Below are 18,504 nucleotides of genomic sequence, written 5' to 3' on the forward strand. Positions count from 1 at the left end.
ATGGTCTTCACGGGCCCGGATATGGTCGAGGGCCCGGCGCTGGTGCCGGGCCGCGACTGCGGCAGCTGTTCGCTCTGCTGCATCCTTCCCGACATCGCGGAATTCGATAAACCGGCCAACCAGCCCTGCCGCCACTGCCAGCCCGGCGGCCGATGCGACGCATATGATGTGAGGCCGGCCACCTGTCGCGACTTTTTCTGCCTCTGGCGCACGGACTCGACGCTCGGGGAGGAATGGGATCCGCGGGTGAGCCGGATGATGCTCTATGCGCAGGGGGCGCAGCTCACGGTGCTGGTCGAGCCAGAGGCGGCCGCGATCTGGCGGGATGCGCCCTATCATGGCTGGCTAGAGCAGAAGGCACGGTCTCTCAAGCCGGCGGGCGGTTATGTGGTGGTCTATGCGGGGGAGGATGTGGCGGTGGTGAAGGGGTAGGAGGCTTCCTGATTCGCCCCTTTGTCAGGGTCGAAACCGTAAAACTCAAAAGGGCTTGCCGTTTCCGGCAAGCCCTTGAAAGAATTCGAATGGTGGGCGTGACAAGGATCGAACTTGTGACCCCTACGATGTCAACGTAGTGCTCTCCCGCTGAGCTACACGCCCATCCGATGGCGGCTTAAGACCACAAAACCGCTTCGCCCGTCAATAGGCATTTTGCAGTTTTATGAAGAGATTTTTTCGATCTCCTCGGAAGCCCTTATGCCGCAAGGAGTTTGTTCACTTCGTCGACGAGATCGCGAAGGTGGAAAGGCTTGGAGAGGACCTTGGCATCCTTCGGAGCCTTCGAATCGGCGTTCAGAGCGACGGCGGCAAAGCCGGTGATGAACATGACCTTCAGGTCCGGATCGAGTTCGGTGGCGCGGCGCGCCAGCTCGATGCCGTCCATCTCGGGCATCACGATGTCGGTCAGGAGAAGGGAGAAGGGCTCTTCCCGCAGGCGGTCATAGGCTGAGGCGCCGTTGTCGAAGGAGGAGACTTTGTACCCCGCCTTTTCCAGCGCCTTCACCAGGAACCGGCGCATGTCGTTGTCATCTTCGGCGAGAAGGATTTTCTGAGTCATTTAGGGACCGCTGTACTCGATTGCATAGGGAGGCTCGCAGCCGCTCACTTTAGGGTTGGCTCAGTAAAGAACCGGTGAACAACGAAAAAGTGAGCCTGCTCCGCCATTTCCGGGAGTATGGACTTTGCAGCGGTCGACTGGCAACATGGCGAACACAACAAGTTTGTGACTTGGTAAAGAAGAGGCCCTGGGAAGCGGATGACCAACGAAATCGAGCTGTTCGAGGTTCGAGAGCCCGCGATCCAGACCATTCCATTCGTCTATAACTCTCCGCATAGCGGTCGTCGTTATCCCTCGACCTTCCTCGATGAATCGCGACTCGACGAGATTTCGATTCGCCGTTCGGAAGATCACTATGTCGACGAGTTGTTTTCGGCGGCGCCTCGTTTCGGCGCGCCTCTGCTTGTTGCGCATTTCCCGCGCGCCTATGTCGATGTGAACCGTGAGCCCTACGAGCTCGACCCGCGGATGTTCTCCGATCCGCTGCCGCCTTATGCCAACAGCAATTCGGCGCGTGTGGCTGGCGGGCTCGGTACCATCCCGCGCATCGTTGCCGAGAACATGGAGATCTACGAGCGGCGCATGCCGCTCACCGTCGCGATGGAGCGGATCGAGAGCTGCTACAAGCCGTATCACGCCTGCCTGCGCAGACTGATTGCCCGGACCCATGCAATGTTCGGCTTTGGCGTTCTGATCGACTGCCATTCCATGCCGGGCAATATCCGAGTCGCCGGCAGCGGTCTGAAACCCGATTTCATCGTCGGTGACCGCTATGGTACCAGCGCCTCGGCCGAACTGAGCCAGGCGGCTCTGCAATTCCTGGAAGATCTCGGCTTCACGGCCGTGCGCAACAAGCCCTATGCGGGCGGTTTCATCACCGAGCACTACGGCCGCCCGGCACGTGGGCTCCACGCGCTGCAGATCGAGGTCAACCGCTCGATCTATATCGACGAGACGACGCTCGAAAAACGCTCCGATTTCGATGTTCTGGCCGGTTCTCTGGCTGTCTTCATGGAGCAGATGGCAGAATTCGTCGCCGATTATGCCGGCGACCGAGCGCTCGCCGCCGAGTAACAGCTTCCACTAGATCCCCGAAGAAAGCCCCCGATGCCTCGCGTCGGGCAAAAAAAACCGCGCTCGTGGCGCGGTTAAGTCTAGGGAGGAAACACCCAAGGAGGGTATTTACAGTCAGAAGACTGTAAGTGACACGTTAGATGTTGCGGTGCACCATTGTCAAGTCGATTTTTGGTGCATTTTTGAGCAAGACCAAAATTTGCGCAATTTGGGGATGGCGGTCCCATCGCAGCCACCCGCACGGGGTCGCCGGAGGTTTTCTTTCGCAGCATCTGGCAGTAAGACGGGTGCTCCCTCCAGACGACGGATATCTTCATGCGCCCTGACCGTGACTTCTTCTTCCGCCTTGCCGATGCTGCCAAGGCCGAGACCCTTCCGCGCTTTCGCTCCGGGCTTTCCGTCGTCAACAAGGAGAAGGCGGGTTTCGACCCGGTGACCGAGGGTGACCAGGCGGCGGAGATCGCGATCCGAAAGCTGATCGAGGCCGAGTTCCCGACCCATGGCATTCTTGGCGAGGAGCACGAGAATATCCGCATGGACAGCGATCATGTCTGGGTCATCGATCCGATTGACGGGACGCGGGCCTTCATCTCAGGCGTGCCCGTCTGGGGCACGCTGATCGGCTTCCAGGAAAAGGGCCGCGCGGTCATGGGCCTGATGGAGCAACCCTTCACGGGTGAGCGCTATTATGCCGATGGCGAGCGCTCGTGGTATTCCGGTCCCGACGGCGAGCGGCAGAACCAGGTGCGCGACTGCGGCAGCCTCGAAAACGCGATCCTGTTCACCACCTCGCCGCATCTCTTCAAGGACTGGGAAGTCGAGCGCTTCGAGGCCGTGCAGGACAAGGTCAAACTCTTTCGCTACGGAGTCGACTGCTATGCCTATTGCCTGCTCGCCGCCGGCCATGTCGATCTGGTCATCGAGACCGTGCTGAAGCCTTACGACGTCGGCGCGCTGATCCCGATCATCGAGCAGGCGGGCGGGATCATCACGACTTGGGATGGCGGGCGGCCGGAAGCGGGCGGCTCCATCATCGCGGCAGGATCGAAGGCCGTGCATGCTGAGGCTACGGAGATGCTGAAGCGCCGCTGACGCGGGGCTTCAAGCTTCGAGCGCGGTGTCGGTCAGTTCGCCGACCGGATCTGCCTCGTCCGGTTCTCCGCCCGGCATGAAGGCGAAGAGGGCGGCCAGCGCCTGGTTCCGGTAGCGATCCTGCTCCTGCAGGATCTCATGGCGCGCGCCTGGCACCGGCACCAGTTGCCCGGCGCGGAAATACTGGGCCAGCGACTCCTGATAATGATAGGGCACGATCGGGTCATTGCCCGGCGCGACGATCACCGTCGGCACGGTGATAGAGGCGAGATGGCCCGGACGCCTGACGTCGTCGATCGCCTTCTGGCTCTCGTAAAGCCAGCGGGCCGTGGGCGGGCCGAGCGCGAGCTCCGGATGTTCGACAAGGATCTTCTGATTGCGGGCGAAGCGGAACTCGTCCGTCGTCAACGGATTGCCCTCGAAAGGCTTCAGCGGTTCGTCCTTGTTGAGGTTGATCTTGCCAAAGCCGGTGAAGGAGGCGAGCGTCGCCAGCCGCCTGATGTTTTCCGGCGAGGCCTTCTGGCCTCCGAGCCCGACGAAAGGCGCTGTCAGCACCATGCGCTCGATCCGATTGGAAAGTCGCGGTGCAGCCTTCAGCGCGATCAGCCCCCCGGTCGAGTGGGCAAGCAGGAAGAAGGGCAGGCGGGTGTCGGGCAGGACGATCTGCTCGAGGAAGATCTCGAGATCGCGGACATAGTGGTCGAAGCGCCCGACATGGCCCTTGCGCGGATCCTTCAGCAGACGTTCGGAACCGCCCTGGCCGCGGAAGTCATAGGTCGCCACCCAGAAGCCGCGCTCCGTCAGATCCCGGATTGTCTCGAAGTATTTCTCGATGGCCTCGTTGCGACCATGGACGAGGACGATGGTGCCCTTGGTCTTCGCTGTGCTGGAACGGAAGACCGCGTAGCGCAGCTTTACGCCGCGATGACCTTCGAAGAAACCGACCAGTGGCGTTCCGGGAATGGGGTTGCCGGGGGTCGCGTGAAGAATGGCATCCATGCCTGCAACTGCCTGTCGGTTGAAGCGCGTCTCGTCTCTTCCGGGATAGGCCCGAGCCGTGGCTCAAGTCAAAGAAAAAAGCCGGGACCGCAGACGGAGGGCTGCGATCCCGGCGAAGTCCGGCCGAAGTGGAAGGGACGATATCTCCGGCCCGGTCGGTCGAGACAACCGATGATGCCAATCTAGAGGAGGGCGTTTGAACCCGGCTTGAACCGGCCGTTCACCCGAAGTTCATCCCGGGATAATCCGGCCCGGGACAGAGGATCTTGAATTCAATCTCGGCATTTCCCACATCGTGCGTGCGGACGCCAGAAGGGTCCGTGAACCGCCGCCAGCATCGCCCCAAGCGGGATGCCAGCGGTCCAAAGAGAACGCCAACGTCGCTTCAAGGAGGACACCATGCGTCACGTCGATTTTTCCCCGCTCTACCGTTCCACCGTAGGTTTCGATCGCCTGTTCACCATGCTGGACAGCCTTGGTCAGCCGGAACAGGCCCAGAGCTACCCGCCCTACAATATCGAACGCACCGGCGAGAACCTTTACCGGATCACCATGGCCGTTGCCGGCTTCGACGAAACCGAGCTTTCGATCGAGGCGCACGCCCATGTGCTGACCGTCAAGGGTGAGAAGGCCGAAGACGAGAAGACCGAGCAGAGCGAATTCCTCTATCGCGGCATTGCCAAGCGCGCCTTCGAGCGCCGCTTCCAGCTTGCCGATCATGTGGAAGTCACCGCCGCATCGCTGAAGAACGGCCTGTTGCACATCGACCTCTTGCGCAACATTCCCGAAGCCATGAAGCCGCGCCGGATTGCCATTGCCGCCGAACCCGTCGGCACCGCACCGAAGGCAATCGAGGCGCATGTGAACTAAGCGCGGTCGCGCTCCACGGGCTCCCAGTCAGGCGGTCGGCGAAAGCCGGCCGCTTTTTTCATGCGCGCTGTAACGGCGTGTCCAGATCGTGCAGAGCAGTTTGTCCAATGAGAACAGGCCCGCACCCTTCACGGCAAGATAGACGAGCGGGAAGATCCAGAGCAGGCGCTGGTCGAGAATGACGCTGTCCGGGAAGCGGTCGAAAAGTGCGCCGATGGTCGTCGCATCGACATTGTGCACCAGGATGTCAGTCAGGCTTTGCACGATGATGAAGCCAATCATGCCAAGGGCCGCGATGCGCGTGAAGAGACCCGCGACGAGCAGCAGGGGGAAGATGATTTCGCCATAGGAGCCGAGAAACACCATCAGCCCCCAGGGGAAGAAGGAAACGGCCGAGACATCACCGCCGGCAGCATCCACGGCGGGCAGGGCAATCTGGTAATAGGCGCTGTCTGCAATCGAGAGGGGCCCGTCGAACTTGGTCAGCGCCGAGTTGAGATAATACGGCACGAGAACGGCGAGAAAGACCAGGCGCGCGAAAAGCCCGAGGAACCAGCCGTCCAGAATGGCATCCAGCTGTCGGACGGTGCGCCGGTAGAATTCGATGAGCGAGACGGCTGAAGTCATGATCTGTCGCTTTCCTGCGTTAGGTCGATTTTCGAGAAGGCGCCGGAGGTGAGCGATAGGCCGATTAGGGCGGGAATGTCGGCATCTTCCGCGCTGGCGGCAAGGCAAGCCTCGCCCAGTGTTTCGCCCGCAAGGAGCGCTTCAAAGAAGGTGGCGCCGCCTGATGGCAGGACCTCGATCGCCACCTCGAAATTGGGGCGTGTGATCAGCACCGCTTCCGGTGCCATCGGATTGACGCCTTCGAGCGACTGGCCGGAGCGGTCCCTGAGGCAAATTGTGCCGGCGGCATGCGTGAGGCGGCTAACCCGCGTGGCCGGATGCGGCCGGAACAGGATCGCGGGAAGGTCGTCGGCGGAGACCTGAGCCAGGGCTGCCGGATCAAGTGGTTCCGCATCGGCTGCGTGATAGGCGTCAAGCCAGAGCCGTTCGATGCGGGCGACGTCAGCGAGGAAGGGCAGGTCCGCTGCCGGTGGGAAGTTTTCGAGGAAGGTCGGAAAGCTTTCGCCATAGGTGAAGAGCAGCGGTGATGTGGGCGGATGAGCGGTGACATAGAGACGGGCCATCGCGCGGAAGAAATCCTCGCCGACGAGGTTCTGGACCGTCGGGAAAATCGAGGCCAGCGCATCGACGAGCGAGACGGTGACATTGTTGCGATAGACGGCGAAACGGCGCTGCGGGGCGAATTGCTGCCGGCCCGTCAGACCTTCCGGCGGCGGCAAATCCGGGGCGAAAAGGGCCGCAGCGAAAGCGCCGCTCGAGACGGGATCAGGACGCATGGCGCAGCCCGCCACGCATTGCCGGGTGTCGGTGAAGGATCGCCTCGGTAAGCATGGCTTCCCGTTTCAGCACCGGCCAGTCCGGCACGTCGTTGTCCCATTCGATCAGGGTCGGCAGAGGACCAAGCTGGCCGATGATGTGGACATAGAGATCCCAAACCAGATCATCGACAGGGCGGTCGTGGCTGTCGATCAGCAGCGGCAGGCCTGCATCGTCGATGTCCTCGGCATGGCCCGCCAGGTGGATCTCCTCGACGAACTCCAGCGGAAAATTGGCGAGATAGTCGCGGGCGCCATAGCCGTGATTGGTGGCGGATACATGGACATTGTTGATGTCGAGCAGCAGTCCGCAGCCGGTGCGGCGGGCGATCTCGCGAATGAAGTCCGTCTCGCTCATCGTCGAGGCCTCGAAGCCGAGATAGGTCGAGGGGTTTTCAAGCAGGATCTTGCGGCCGAGTGTGTCCTGGACCTCATCAATGTGGGCGCAGACACGCGAAAGCGTCGCCTCATCATAGGGGACCGGCAGGAGGTCGTTCAGGAAATGGCTGTCATGGGTCGACCAGGCGAGGTGTTCCGAGACCTGCTCCGGCTGGTAGCGATCGACAACCGCCTTCAGGCGAGCGAGATGTGCCGGATCGAGGCCGGTCGGGCTGCCGATGGAAAGGCCGACGCCGTGGATCGAGAGCGGAAAGTCTTTGCGCATGCGGGTGAGAATGCGGTGTGGCTGGCCGCCGGCGCCCATGTAGTTTTCGGCATGGACTTCGAGAAAGCCGATGCGGAAGTCATCGGCCAGAATGGCGTCTGCGTGTTGCGGCTTGAAGCCGGCGCCTGCGCGGGGCGGCAGGCCGAGATCGCGGGGTGTCTGGTTCGACACGCGCATGGTTGCCTTCGGGGCATCTGCCGCTGACATGACCGGCTCCTCCAGTTTCGGGAACGTGGGGACAGCACCTGCGGGTCGCCCGCAGGTGCCGTATCGGCTCAGGCCTTGGGCAGGTCGCGGTCGAGGGCTTCGAGCGAACCCATGCGGCCATCGGGAAGAGCCATGGCCGTGCAGGTGCCCTTGGCAACATAGGTCCAGGCATTGCCCTGGAAGTCGACCTTGGAGGTGCCGGCGCAGGTAGTGCCGGGGCCGGCGGCGCAATCATTCTTGCCCGCCATGGCGACGCCAAAGCACTTTTCCTTTTCCTGGGCGACGGCCGGACCCGACAGGAGGGCGGCGCTGCCGATGGCCATGGTGACGGCGGCTGCGAGGGCGGCGGTGTTGATGGTGGTCTTGGTCATGAAACTTCTCCTCGGATCGTGAAGCGCGTTGTTGGTCCAGCCCTCGTCGGGGCTGGCAAACGCATCATGTCGAGGAGAAGCGTCTTTGAAAAATCAAGGTTTTTTGTAGCAAACGTGCGAAACTAGACTGTAAGAAACGTCTCGCTCAAACGACTTCTATGAATTGATCGACTTCATCTTCACTGGTGGCGAAGCTCGTTACCAGTCGAACTAGGGTCTCGTTTTCGTTCGGCAAGGGCAACCAGCCATGGGGTGGCTGCCAGTCGTAGAATTTCGCCCCTTTTTCCCGTGCGCGATCGGCAGACGACTTCTCGATTACCGCAAAGACTTCGTTTGCCGTCGTTTCCCAGGCAAGGCGCGCGGTATTCTTGGAGGCGAGACCTTCACGCAGACGATCGGCCATCGAATTGGCATGACGGGCAAGGTCCAGCCAGAGATCATCTTCGAGATAGGCTTCAAGCTGGGCCGAGATGAACCGGCTCTTGGAGAAGAGCTGGGCCGAACGCTTGCGGATGAAGGGAAGATCGGCAGCCATTTCGGGATTGAAGAAGACGATGGCTTCCGCACACCAGCAGCCATTCTTCGTGCCGCCGAAGGAGAGGATGTCGACGCCGCGCTTCCAGGTCATCTCTGCGGGTGTCGCGTCGAGCGCGACAAGCGCATTGGCGAAACGGGCGCCATCCATATGGAGCGGCAGGTCTCGGGACTTGGCGATGGCGGCCAACCGGTCCAGCTCGTCGAGAGAGTAGACGGTGCCGACTTCGGTCGCCTGGGTCACGGTGACCGCCATGGCGCGGCCGTGATGCGGGGAGGCGGGTTCGAAACGGGCGATGGCCTTGTCGAGTGCCTTCGGGTCGATCTTGCCCTCTGCGCCTTCGACACCGAAAAGCCGGGTGGCGCCGGTCAGGAACTCCGGCGCGCCGCCTTCGTCCGCGTTGACGTGCGCGTCGGCATGGCAGAAACTTACCCCGCCGGCTTTTGCTACGCTTGCCAAGGCCAGCGAATTTGCGGCGGTGCCGGTGGCCACGAAGAAGACAGCGACCTCACGCTCGAAAATGGCGCTGAACCTGTCTTCGACCGCCTTGTCGAGCTCGCTCGTGCCATAGGCCGGGGCAAAGCCCTGGGCATGACGGGTGAGATTGTCGGCGATCCGGGGATGGGTGCCGGCCCAGTTGTCGGAAGCAAAATGCATGGGATAATTCCTGCGGATGGGATGCTGCAGGGACTGTAGGCATTTCCGTATCGGTATCAATCCGGCCCATCCCGAACGCAGGCCGTTCGAGCTCATTCCGCAACAAGGCGGCTAGATGCATGCCGCTGCGCGTAATTAAATTTCGCGGTTTGTGGCGCTTCTGTAATTTCGCGTCCTTCCATGCGTTAATTTTCCGGGTCAAGTCTTGCATGAGCGTTTACTTTCTGTCATAGGAACAGCAGAAATTAGGTCAGATCAGTTGACCTAATTCCAGTTTCGAAGGCAGTTGGTTTTCGGGCGTCATGGGGTGGTCAAACGATCCGTGCAGGATGGTGAGGCCGCCGCTGGCGCCTGTCGGCGCCTAAGAGAGTTCCCAACAGCCCGGTCCGTCCGGCTTCAAGGAGGTAAAGGTCATGACGAAGGTAACGTCATCCGAAGCGATCATCCGGTCCGCCAGCGCGGAAGCGACAGCCAAAACGGCTGTTGTGCGCGCCGGTCTTCCTCCGAAGCAGGGCCTTTATGATCCCCGCAACGAGCACGATGCCTGCGGCGTCGGCTTCATCGCCCATATGAAGGGGCAGAAGTCGCACCAGATCGTCAAGGACGGCCTCTTCATCCTGGAGAACCTGACCCACCGCGGTGCGGTCGGTGCCGACCCATTGATGGGCGACGGTGCCGGCATTCTCGTCCAGATACCGGACCGCTTCTTCCGTGAAGAAATGGCGGCTCAGGGCGTGACGCTGCCGAAGGCCGGTGAATATGCCGTCGGTCATTTCTTCTTCCCGCAGGACGAGCAGCAGATCGCGCACTTCAAGCAGGTGATCGCAGAGGTCTGTCAGTCCGAAGGCCAGCATCTGCTCGGCTATCGCGACGTGCCGGTCGACAACTCCTCGCTGTCCAAGGCGCCCGAAATTGCGGCGACCGAGCCGCGCCAGATCCAGGTCTTCATCGGTGCCGGCCGTGACGCGGCGACCCAGGAGCAGTTCGAGCGTCGCCTGTTCCTGCTGCGCAAGGTGATCTCCAACCGCATCTACGACCAGTACGGCGGCCAGGAGACCGGCTTCTATCCGGTTTCGCTGTCGTCCTCGACGATCGTCTACAAGGGCATGTTCCTGGCCTATCAGGTTGGTGCCTATTACAAGGATCTCGCCGATCCGCGTTTCGAGTCAGCCGTTGCCCTCGTGCATCAGCGCTTCTCGACCAACACTTTCCCGTCCTGGAAGCTGGCTCACCCCTATCGCATGGTCGCCCATAACGGCGAAATCAACACGCTGCGCGGCAACGTCAACTGGATGGCGGCGCGCCAGGCGTCGGTGTCTTCGCCGCTCTTCGGAGACGACATCTCCAAGCTCTGGCCGATCTCTTATGAAGGTCAGTCTGACACGGCCTGCTTCGACAACGCGCTCGAATTCCTGCAGCGCGGTGGATATTCGCTGGCGCATGCCGTGATGATGCTGATCCCGGAAGCCTGGGCCGGCAACCAGCTGATGTCGCCTGAGCGCAAGGCCTTCTACGAATACCACGCCGCGATGATGGAACCGTGGGACGGCCCGGCCGCCGTCTGCTTCACCGATGGCAAACAGATTGGCGCGACGCTCGACCGTAACGGCCTGCGTCCGGCGCGTTATCTCGTCACCGACGACGACCGCGTGATCCTCGCATCCGAAGCCGGCACGCTGCCGGTGCCGGAAGAAAAGATCATCAAGAAGTGGCGCCTGCAGCCGGGCAAGATGCTGCTCATCGACATGCAGGAAGGTCGCATCATCTCCGACGAAGAGGTGAAGTCCTCGCTCGCTCAGAGCCATCCTTACCGCGAATGGCTGGATCGCACCCAGCTGATCCTCGAAGACCTGAAGCCGGTGGAGCCGCGTGCGCTGCGCCGCGACGTGTCGCTGCTCGATCGCCAGCAGGCCTTCGGCTACACCACCGAAGACACCAAGATCCTGATGTCGCCGATGGCGACGACCGGTCAGGAAGCGATCGGCTCGATGGGCACCGATACGCCGATCTCGGCGATGTCGGTGAAGTCGAAGCTGCTCTACACCTATTTCAAGCAGAACTTCGCCCAGGTGACGAACCCGCCGATCGATCCGATCCGCGAAGAGCTCGTGATGAGCCTCGTGTCCTTCATCGGTCCGCGTCCGAACATTCTCGACCATGAGGGCATGGCCAAGGCCAAGCGCATGGAAGTGCGCCAGCCGATCCTCACCAATGGCGACCTGGAAAAAATCCGGTCGATCGGTCATGTCGAAGACCATTTCGACACCAAGACGCTCGACTTCACCTATGACGTCAGCCGCGGTGCCGAAGGCATGCCGGAAATGCTCGATCGCCTCTGCGAGCGGGCGGAAGCGGCCGTGCGCGGCGGCTACAACATCATCGTGCTGTCGGACCGTCAGATCGGCCCGGACCGTATTGCGATCCCGGCGCTGCTCGCGACCGCTGCCGTACACCATCACCTGATCCGCAAGGGGCTTCGCACCTCGGTCGGTCTTGTTGTCGAGTCGGGCGAGCCACGCGAAGTGCATCACTTCTGCTGTCTCGCAGGCTTCGGCGCCGAGGCGATCAACCCCTATCTCGCCTTCGATACGCTGCTCGACATGCACAAGCATGGCGAATTCCCGAAGGAAGTGTCGGAGGACGAAGTCGTCTACCGCTACATCAAGGCTGTCGGTAAGGGCATCCTGAAGGTCATGTCCAAGATGGGCATCTCGACCTACCAGTCCTATTGCGGCGCGCAGATCTTCGACGCGGTCGGCCTGTCGTCCGAACTGGTCGACAAGTACTTCTTCGGCACGGCGACGACGATCGAGGGCATCGGCCTTGCCGAGATCGCCGAGGAAACTGTGGCGCGTCATCTGTCGGCCTTCGGCAAGGATCCCGTGCTTGCCAGTACGCTCGATGTCGGCGGCGAATATGCCTACCGCATGCGTGGTGAAAACCATGCCTGGAGCCCTGACTCGATTGCTTCCCTGCAGCATGCCGTGCGTGGCAACAGCCAGGATCGCTACCGCGAATTCGCCGAGATGGTGAATGACAGCAATCTGCGGATGAACACCATCCGCGGTTTGTTCAAGATCAAGACTGCCGAAGACCTGGGCCGCAAGCCCATCTCGATCGATGAGGTCGAACCGGCCGTCGATATCGTCAAGCGCTTCTCGACCGGTGCGATGTCCTTCGGTTCGATCAGCCGTGAGGCGCATACGACGCTTGCAATCGCCATGAACAAGATTGGCGGCAAGTCGAACACGGGCGAGGGTGGCGAAGAGAGCGACCGCTACCTTCCGCTGCCGGATGGTACGACCAATCCAGAAAGGTCTGCGATCAAGCAGATCGCGTCCGGCCGCTTCGGCGTGACGACCGAATATCTCGTCAATGCGGACGTGCTGCAGATCAAGGTCGCGCAGGGTGCCAAGCCCGGCGAAGGCGGTCAGCTGCCTGGTCACAAGGTCGATGCGACGGTCGCCAAGACCCGTCACTCGACGCCGGGCGTGGGCCTCATCTCGCCGCCGCCGCATCACGACATCTATTCGATCGAAGATCTGGCGCAGTTGATCTACGACCTGAAGAACGTCAATCCGGAAGCCGATGTCTCGGTCAAGCTCGTCTCGGAAGTCGGCGTCGGCACGGTTGCCGCTGGTGTCGCCAAGGCCCGCGCCGATCATATCACCGTCTCCGGCTTCGACGGCGGCACCGGTGCCTCTCCGCTCACCTCGCTGAAGCATGCGGGTAGCCCTTGGGAAATCGGTCTTGCCGAGACGCAGCAGACGCTGGTCCTGAACGGTCTGCGCTCGCGCATCGCGCTGCAGGTCGATGGTGGTCTGAAGACCGGCCGTGACGTCATCATCGGCGCGCTGCTCGGTGCGGACGAGTTCGGCTTTGCCACGGCTCCGCTGATTGCTGCCGGCTGCATCATGATGCGCAAGTGCCATCTGAACACCTGCCCGGTTGGCGTTGCCACCCAGGACCCGGTGCTGCGCAAGCGCTTCAAGGGTACGCCCGAGCACGTCATCAACTACTTCTTCTTCGTTGCCGAAGAAGTGCGCGAAATCCTCGCATCGCTCGGCGTTCGCAAGCTCGATGAGATCATCGGTGCTTCCGAACTGCTCGAAAAGGACGAGATGCTCGCTCACTGGAAGGCCAAGGGCCTCGACTTCTCGAAGATCTTCCACAAGGTCGAAGCCCCGAAGGAAGCGACCTACTGGACCGAACGCCAGAAGCACCCGATCGACGACATTCTCGACCGCAAGCTGATCGAGAAGGCGATGCCGTCGCTGGAAGCCAAGCAGCCCGTTGTCTTTGACGTTGACATCAAGAACGTCGACCGGTCGGCTGGCGCCATGCTTTCGGGTGAAGTTGCCAAGCGCTACGGCCATAAGGGTCTGAAGGATGACACCATCCATGTCACGCTGAACGGCACCGCCGGCCAGTCCTTCGGCGCCTTCCTGGCGCGTGGCATCACCTTCGACCTCGTGGGCGATGGCAACGACTATGTCGGCAAGGGCCTGTCGGGTGGCCGCATCATCGTGCGTCCGCCGGAAAATGCCCGCATCGTCGCGGAGAACTCGATCATCGTCGGCAATACCGTGCTTTACGGTGCAATCTCTGGCGAGTGCTATTTCCGCGGCGTGGCCGGCGAGCGGTTCGCCGTGCGCAACTCGGGGGCGATCGCCGTCGTCGAAGGCGTGGGTGACCACGGCTGCGAATACATGACGGGCGGCGTGGTCGTCGTGCTCGGCGAAACGGGCCGCAACTTCGCGGCCGGCATGTCGGGCGGTGTCGCCTATGTGCTCGACGAGAGCGGCGATTTCGCCAAGCGCTGCAACATGGCCATGGTCGAACTCGAGCCGGTTCCGGAAGAGGACGACATGCTGGAGAAGCTGCACCATCACGGCGGCGACCTCATGCACAAGGGCCTGGTCGACGTGTCGGGCGACATGACCCGCCACGACGAGGAGCGCCTCTACCAGCTGATCTCGAACCATCTGCATTACACGGGCTCGAACCGTGCCAAGCAGATCCTCGACAGCTGGGCCGAGTATCGTCCGAAGTTCCGCAAGGTCATGCCGGTGGAATACCGCCGTGCGCTTGAGGAAATGGAACGCATGCGCATGGGCGTTGCCGCGGAGTGAGCCGCAAGGGACGCATCGTCCACATCGGATTGGCCGTGGTGATTGCCGCGGCCGTTCCAACGGTCGCCGCACTGGTCAATGGTGCGCTTGTTTTGGAATTCATAGTGCTGGGGGCGGTGATCGGTTTCGCCTACTGGTACTGGGGGCCGCAATGGCCGCCTCTGTGAACTGAGGGAAAGAAAATGGGCAAGGTTACAGGTTTCATGGAAATCGACCGGCAGGTGGCGAAGTATCAGCCGGCCTCCGACCGCATCCGCCATTTCCGCGAATTCACCATCCCCATGTCGGATGCCGAGGTGACCAAGCAGGCGGCACGCTGCATGGATTGCGGCATTCCCTACTGCCACGGTCCGACCGGCTGTCCTGTTCACAACCAGATCCCGGACTGGAACGACCTCGTCTATAACAACAAGTGGGAGGAGGCGATCCGCAACCTCCACTCGACGAATAACTTCCCGGAATTCACCGGTCGCGTCTGCCCGGCCCCTTGCGAGGAAGCCTGCACGCTCAACCTCGAAGATACGCCGGTCGCGATCAAGACCGTCGAGCAGGCGATTGCCGACAAAGCTTACGAGCTCGGCTTCATCGTGCCGCAGCCGGCAACGATCCATACCGGCAAGAAGGTCGCGGTCATCGGCTCCGGCCCGTCGGGTCTCGCCGCAGCCCAGCAGCTTGGCCGCGCCGGTCATGAGGTGCATGTCTACGAGCGCGAGACCAAGCCTGGCGGCCTGCTGCGCTACGGCATTCCGGACTTCAAGATGGAGAAGAACTTCATCGATCGCCGCGTCGAGCAGATGAAGGGCGAAAACGTCACCTTCCATTGCGGCGTGAATGTCGGTGTCGACGTGACCGTCGAGAAGCTGCGTTCGGATTACGATGCCGTCCTCTATTGCGGCGGTTCGGAAACCCCGCGCGAAGCCGGCATTCCAGGCGTCGAGTTACATGGCGTGCATGATGCCATGCCCTATCTCGTGCAGCAGAACCGCCGCGTCGGTCGGGAAAACATCGACAGCGCCGGCTGGCCGGCCGATCCGATCCTGGCTGGCGGCAAGCATGTCGTGGTCGTCGGTGGTGGCGACACGGCATCTGACTGCGTCGGCACGGCCTTCCGCCAGGGCGCCGTCAAGGTGACCCAGCTCGACATCCGTCCGCGTCCGCCGCAGACGGAAGACAAGCTCGCCGTCTGGCCCTTTTGGGCGACCAAGATGCGCACCTCGTCTTCTCAGGCCGAAGGTGCAGTGCGCGAGTTCCAGGTGGCAACGCTTGAATTCGTCGGCGAAGACGGCGTGCTGACCGGCGTGAAGTGCTGCCAGGTCGATGAGCGCCGCAAGCCGATCCCGGGCACGGAGTTCATCATCAAGGCCGATCTCGCCTTCATCGCGATCGGCTTTTCCGGTCCGTTTACCGACAGCGTGCTGAAGGAACTCGACGGCAAGCTCGAACTCAACACCGACCGCCGCGGTTCGACCAATGTCGTTGCCAACGACAAGGACTATCGCTCCTCGGTCGACAAGCTCTGGGTTGCCGGCGACGCGCGTCGCGGCCAGTCGCTGGTCGTCTGGGCAATCCGCGAGGGACGTCAGGCCGCCCGCGCCATCGACGAGGCCCTGATGGGCGAGAGCGTGTTGCCGCGCTGAGGCGACGCACATCTACGAATGACAAAGGGGCTGCTTTCGAGCGGCCCCTTTTTGATTTGGATGAGTTTTTAGAGCTTAAGGCGTTGCCGTTGCTGGCGGTGCTGCAGTTGATGTGGCTGGCTCGGCCGGCCGCTTCACGTAATCCACTCGTCCAACCGGCGGATCCGGCATGCGGCCGTTCTGGACGAGTTGGTCGCGCGGGGTCGGGAAGCTGGAGGAGGGCGGGAGCGTGCCGCCCAGCAATTCGTCCGCGCCGTCGAGTTCGGGGTCGAAGAGGTCGATCGGTGGAGTCGTGGTGATGCCCCGGTTTTCGGAGGGCGGCAGGCTCACCAGGTCCGGCAGATTGCTGGCGTCGAGGCGGACGAGATCCGGGCTCGTCATGTCGCCGAGATAGCGGCGCACGGATTTTTCGACATAGAAGGCGAGCTTGCGTTTGCCGGGGCCGGTGAAGCCGATACCATCGTTACCACGCAGGCGCACGGGCTGGCCGTTGATGTCCGATCCGGTCACGATGAAGCGGCCTTCCTGATCCACGAAGCCTTCCCAGACATCGACGAATTCGCCGTTCACCTTTTCGATGCTGGAGCGGTAGATGGTGTTGAGGCGCAGCGCATCCGCCGTCATGTTCTGCGGCCGGAAGGCCGGGAGGCCGACCCAGACCACGGGCACCTGGGACGCAGCCGCAAGGGTCGCGAGATTGGCGACGCGCTCGCCGTAAGCGGTGAACCACTCGTCCGTGCGGAAGTCCAGTCGCCCGGTTGCGGTGACCAGTTGCTGGCGGTCATTGGCGCCGATCTGGATGACGATGACGCTGGGCTTGATCTCTTCGACCAGTGCCGGCAGTTGCGCGGGCCAATCGTAGAAATCGTCGCGCACGAGACCCGAGGAGCCGTTCGCGCGGGTCTGGACCTGCACCCCTGGTGCATCCTCGAACGCCGTTTCCAGACCATCCGCGAGAGCCGCAGCCACGAAGTCCCCGACGACGAGCACCTTCTTGGCGTTGTCGAGTTTGGGCGGCGGCGGTGGTGGGGCCGCTGCGGCGCGCGTTGATGGCTGGCGGGTCTTGATCGTGGTGACGCTGCCGTTCGTCTTCTTGCGGGTCTTGCCCTCGCGTGGACGCTGTGCGTCCTGCGGCGGGACATAGACCGGCTGCCTTGATCCGAAGAGCATGTCGAGCAGGTTACGGCGGCGCTCGGGCTGCTGGGCTTCCGCTGCCGATGTCAGAAAGGCCGTCACGCCCAGCATCAATGCCAGGCCGAGGCACAGCAATCGGGCAAGGGATCCGCGCGGGCTCTTCAAGTGATACTCCTTCGCCGTCGCTGCGGCAGCCTTCACAAAAGCAGTCCGCCGCGATCCGATGTTTCTGGATCGCGGCGGAGGGCAAGTCAACCTTTGCGATGCACGGCCATGCCGTGATCAGTTGCGCAATGCGTCGAGCAGCACGCGCGAGGGCTGGCCGTCAACCGACATGCCGAGGCGCTGCTGGATGGCCGTGATCGCCGCCTTCGAGCCAGAGCCGAAATTGCCGTCGATCTTGCCGTCATAGTAGCCCAAGGCCTGCAGACGGGTCTGCAGCTCGAACTTCTCCTTGATGTCGAGGGAGCCGTTCGGGCGCGGCCAGCGCTGCTGCATGCCGCCATAACCGGCGATCTCGTCGGCCAGCAGGCCAACGCCGAGGGCATAGCTGTCGGCTGCGTTGTAGCGCTTGATGACGAAGAAGTTCTTGGTCATCAGGAAGCCGGGGCCGTTCGGCCCGCCGAGCATCTTGAGTTCGGCCCGTTCGCTGCCGTTCCGGAAGCCTTTGCCGGAGGGACGGGCGAAGCCAAGGGCCTGCCACTGCGCAACCGTCTTGGTCTGGCCGGTATATTTGTGGCCGCCTCTCGGCACGACGATCTCATAGCCCCAGGTGCGACCGGTCTGCCAATTGTTCTTGGCGAGCAGATTGGCCGCAGTGGCCAGCGCATCCGGGATCGAGTGCCAGATGTCCTTGCTGCCGTTGCCATCGGCGTCGATGCCGTAGAGCAGGTAGCTCGAGGGAATGAACTGCGTATGGCCCATGGCACCCGCCCAGGAACCCATGAGGTTCTTGTTGGTGACATCGCCGTTCTGCAGCATCTTCAAGGCCGCAATCAGCTGGGTCCGGGCATATTTTGCCCGCTTGCGATCCGCATAGGCGAGTGTCGCCAGCGAGCGCGGCACGTTGTGCAGCCGGTCGGGACGCTCAAGAGCGGCACCGTAATTGGATTCCATCGACCAGATCGCCAGAAGGACATGCTTGTCGACGCCGAAATGGTTTTCGAGCGCCTTCAGCAGCCCGCCATGCTTGGCGAGCATCTCCCGTCCGACTTTGACGGTGTAGGGGTTCACGCGGCTGTCGAGATAGTCCCAGATCTCCGACTTGAACTCGGGCTGGTAGGCTGCCTTTTCCAGCACGAACTGGTCAGGCTCCGTGACACCTTTGAAGGCTTCCCTATAGGTGCGCTCGGTAATGCCGGATTTCGCGGCAACGGAATAGAAGTCGCGGATCCATTTCTGGAAACCGGCATCCGCCAGCGCTTCCATGGGCATCAGCGACGTCGACAGGGCCAGGGCAATGGCGCCGAGCAGGCTGGGGCGGTGTCTTTTCATGGGCATCTCCCGTGCATTCTCGTGTTGGCAGCCGGAACAAGGCTGTTCACCACAGGTTAATGCTGTTCAGTCAACAAACCGTTTACCACGTTGTCCGCCCAAGCTTAGTCTTTGCCATTTTGAAGCAATTGTATGTTACTGG

At 61.9% G+C, this 18,504-nt stretch carries 16 protein-coding genes and 1 tRNA gene; 7 read left to right on the forward strand and 10 right to left on the reverse strand.

All coding sequences use genetic code 11. The features are described from left to right. Nucleotides 1-432 carry a hypothetical protein gene (locus FAA86_RS02025; RefSeq protein WP_246034978.1) on the forward strand — a complete coding sequence of 144 codons (432 nt, stop codon included), beginning with the start codon at nucleotides 1-3 and terminating at the stop codon, nucleotides 430-432. 90 nt (nucleotides 433-522) lie between these two features. On the opposite strand, the gene FAA86_RS02030 is transcribed toward FAA86_RS02025, so the two are convergent. Further along, nucleotides 523-597 (reverse strand) — tRNA-Val (locus tag FAA86_RS02030). 94 nt (nucleotides 598-691) lie between these two features. Continuing rightward, the gene (cpdR1, locus tag FAA86_RS02035) at nucleotides 692-1,054 is read right to left on the reverse strand and encodes a response regulator CpdR1 (protein WP_006726917.1); all 363 of its coding nucleotides are present in this window, start codon (nucleotides 1,052-1,054) and stop codon (nucleotides 692-694) included. Between the two features lie 198 nt (nucleotides 1,055-1,252). Between cpdR1 and FAA86_RS02040 the strand changes: the two genes are divergently transcribed. Then, nucleotides 1,253-2,128 carry an N-formylglutamate amidohydrolase gene (locus FAA86_RS02040; RefSeq protein ID WP_113461014.1) on the forward strand — a complete coding sequence of 292 codons (876 nt, stop codon included), beginning with the start codon at nucleotides 1,253-1,255 and terminating at the stop codon, nucleotides 2,126-2,128. A gap of 315 nt (nucleotides 2,129-2,443) precedes the next feature. After that, nucleotides 2,444-3,220: a histidinol-phosphatase gene (gene hisN / locus FAA86_RS02045; protein ID WP_136538132.1), complete on the forward strand. Its 777-nt coding sequence runs from the start codon at nucleotides 2,444-2,446 to the stop codon at nucleotides 3,218-3,220. Nucleotides 3,221-3,229: 9 nt separating this feature from the next. Here the strand turns inward: hisN and FAA86_RS02050 are convergent, their stop codons facing one another. Then, a complete protein-coding gene (locus FAA86_RS02050) occupies nucleotides 3,230-4,219 on the reverse strand; it encodes an alpha/beta fold hydrolase (protein WP_136538133.1) in 990 nt (329 codons plus the stop codon). Nucleotides 4,220-4,618: 399 nt separating this feature from the next. Between FAA86_RS02050 and FAA86_RS02055 the strand changes: the two genes are divergently transcribed. After that, the gene (locus tag FAA86_RS02055) at nucleotides 4,619-5,089 is read left to right on the forward strand and encodes an Hsp20 family protein (RefSeq protein ID WP_113461011.1); all 471 of its coding nucleotides are present in this window, start codon (nucleotides 4,619-4,621) and stop codon (nucleotides 5,087-5,089) included. A 27-nt stretch (nucleotides 5,090-5,116) separates the two neighbouring features. Here the strand turns inward: FAA86_RS02055 and FAA86_RS02060 are convergent, their stop codons facing one another. The 5 genes from FAA86_RS02060 to FAA86_RS02080 form a co-directional block, all read right to left on the reverse strand. Further along, entirely contained in the window at nucleotides 5,117-5,716 is a 600-nt protein-coding gene (locus FAA86_RS02060) for a DoxX family protein (protein WP_136538134.1), read from the reverse strand. Continuing rightward, a complete protein-coding gene (locus FAA86_RS02065) occupies nucleotides 5,713-6,492 on the reverse strand; it encodes an HvfC/BufC N-terminal domain-containing protein (protein WP_136538135.1) in 780 nt (259 codons plus the stop codon). Before FAA86_RS02065 ends, FAA86_RS02060 begins: the two co-directional genes overlap by 4 nt. Next, a complete protein-coding gene (bufB, locus tag FAA86_RS02070) occupies nucleotides 6,482-7,372 on the reverse strand; it encodes an MNIO family bufferin maturase (RefSeq protein WP_136538334.1) in 891 nt (296 codons plus the stop codon). Before bufB ends, FAA86_RS02065 begins: the two co-directional genes overlap by 11 nt. A 98-nt stretch (nucleotides 7,373-7,470) precedes the next feature. Beyond that, nucleotides 7,471-7,773, reverse strand: a complete 303-nt coding sequence (locus tag FAA86_RS02075) for a BufA1 family periplasmic bufferin-type metallophore (protein WP_113461008.1) — start codon at nucleotides 7,771-7,773, stop codon at nucleotides 7,471-7,473. Nucleotides 7,774-7,918: 145 nt separating this feature from the next. After that, nucleotides 7,919-8,965: a threonine aldolase family protein gene (locus tag FAA86_RS02080; protein WP_136538136.1), complete on the reverse strand. Its 1,047-nt coding sequence runs from the start codon at nucleotides 8,963-8,965 to the stop codon at nucleotides 7,919-7,921. A 413-nt stretch (nucleotides 8,966-9,378) separates the two neighbouring features. Here FAA86_RS02080 and gltB point away from each other — a divergent pair, with 413 nt between their 5' ends. Genes gltB through FAA86_RS02090 form a run of 3 tightly spaced genes read left to right on the forward strand, consistent with a single transcriptional unit; the run spans nucleotide 9,379 to nucleotide 15,734 of the window. Beyond that, the gene (gltB, locus tag FAA86_RS02085) at nucleotides 9,379-14,097 is read left to right on the forward strand and encodes a glutamate synthase large subunit (RefSeq protein ID WP_136538137.1); all 4,719 of its coding nucleotides are present in this window, start codon (nucleotides 9,379-9,381) and stop codon (nucleotides 14,095-14,097) included. Next, complete coding sequence (locus FAA86_RS24475) at nucleotides 14,094-14,264, forward strand: hypothetical protein (protein ID WP_167494843.1); 171 nt, start codon at nucleotides 14,094-14,096, stop codon at nucleotides 14,262-14,264. Before gltB ends, FAA86_RS24475 begins: the two co-directional genes overlap by 4 nt. Before the next feature lie 15 nt (nucleotides 14,265-14,279). Beyond that, on the forward strand, nucleotides 14,280-15,734 hold the full coding sequence (locus FAA86_RS02090) for a glutamate synthase subunit beta (RefSeq protein WP_136538138.1): 1,455 nt from the start codon (nucleotides 14,280-14,282) through the stop codon (nucleotides 15,732-15,734). A gap of 75 nt (nucleotides 15,735-15,809) precedes the next feature. Here the strand turns inward: FAA86_RS02090 and FAA86_RS02095 are convergent, their stop codons facing one another. Together FAA86_RS02095 and FAA86_RS02100 are read right to left on the reverse strand one after the other, a co-directional pair. Further along, the gene (locus tag FAA86_RS02095) at nucleotides 15,810-17,033 is read right to left on the reverse strand and encodes an SGNH/GDSL hydrolase family protein (RefSeq protein ID WP_136538139.1); all 1,224 of its coding nucleotides are present in this window, start codon (nucleotides 17,031-17,033) and stop codon (nucleotides 15,810-15,812) included. A gap of 117 nt (nucleotides 17,034-17,150) precedes the next feature. Then, a complete protein-coding gene (locus tag FAA86_RS02100; RefSeq protein WP_136538140.1) occupies nucleotides 17,151-18,362 on the reverse strand; it encodes a lytic murein transglycosylase in 1,212 nt (403 codons plus the stop codon). Nucleotides 18,363-18,504: the final 142 nt, after the last annotated feature.

The organism is Rhizobium rosettiformans W3 (genome assembly GCF_004912135.1).
Lineage (GTDB): Bacteria > Pseudomonadota > Alphaproteobacteria > Rhizobiales > Rhizobiaceae > Allorhizobium > Allorhizobium rosettiformans.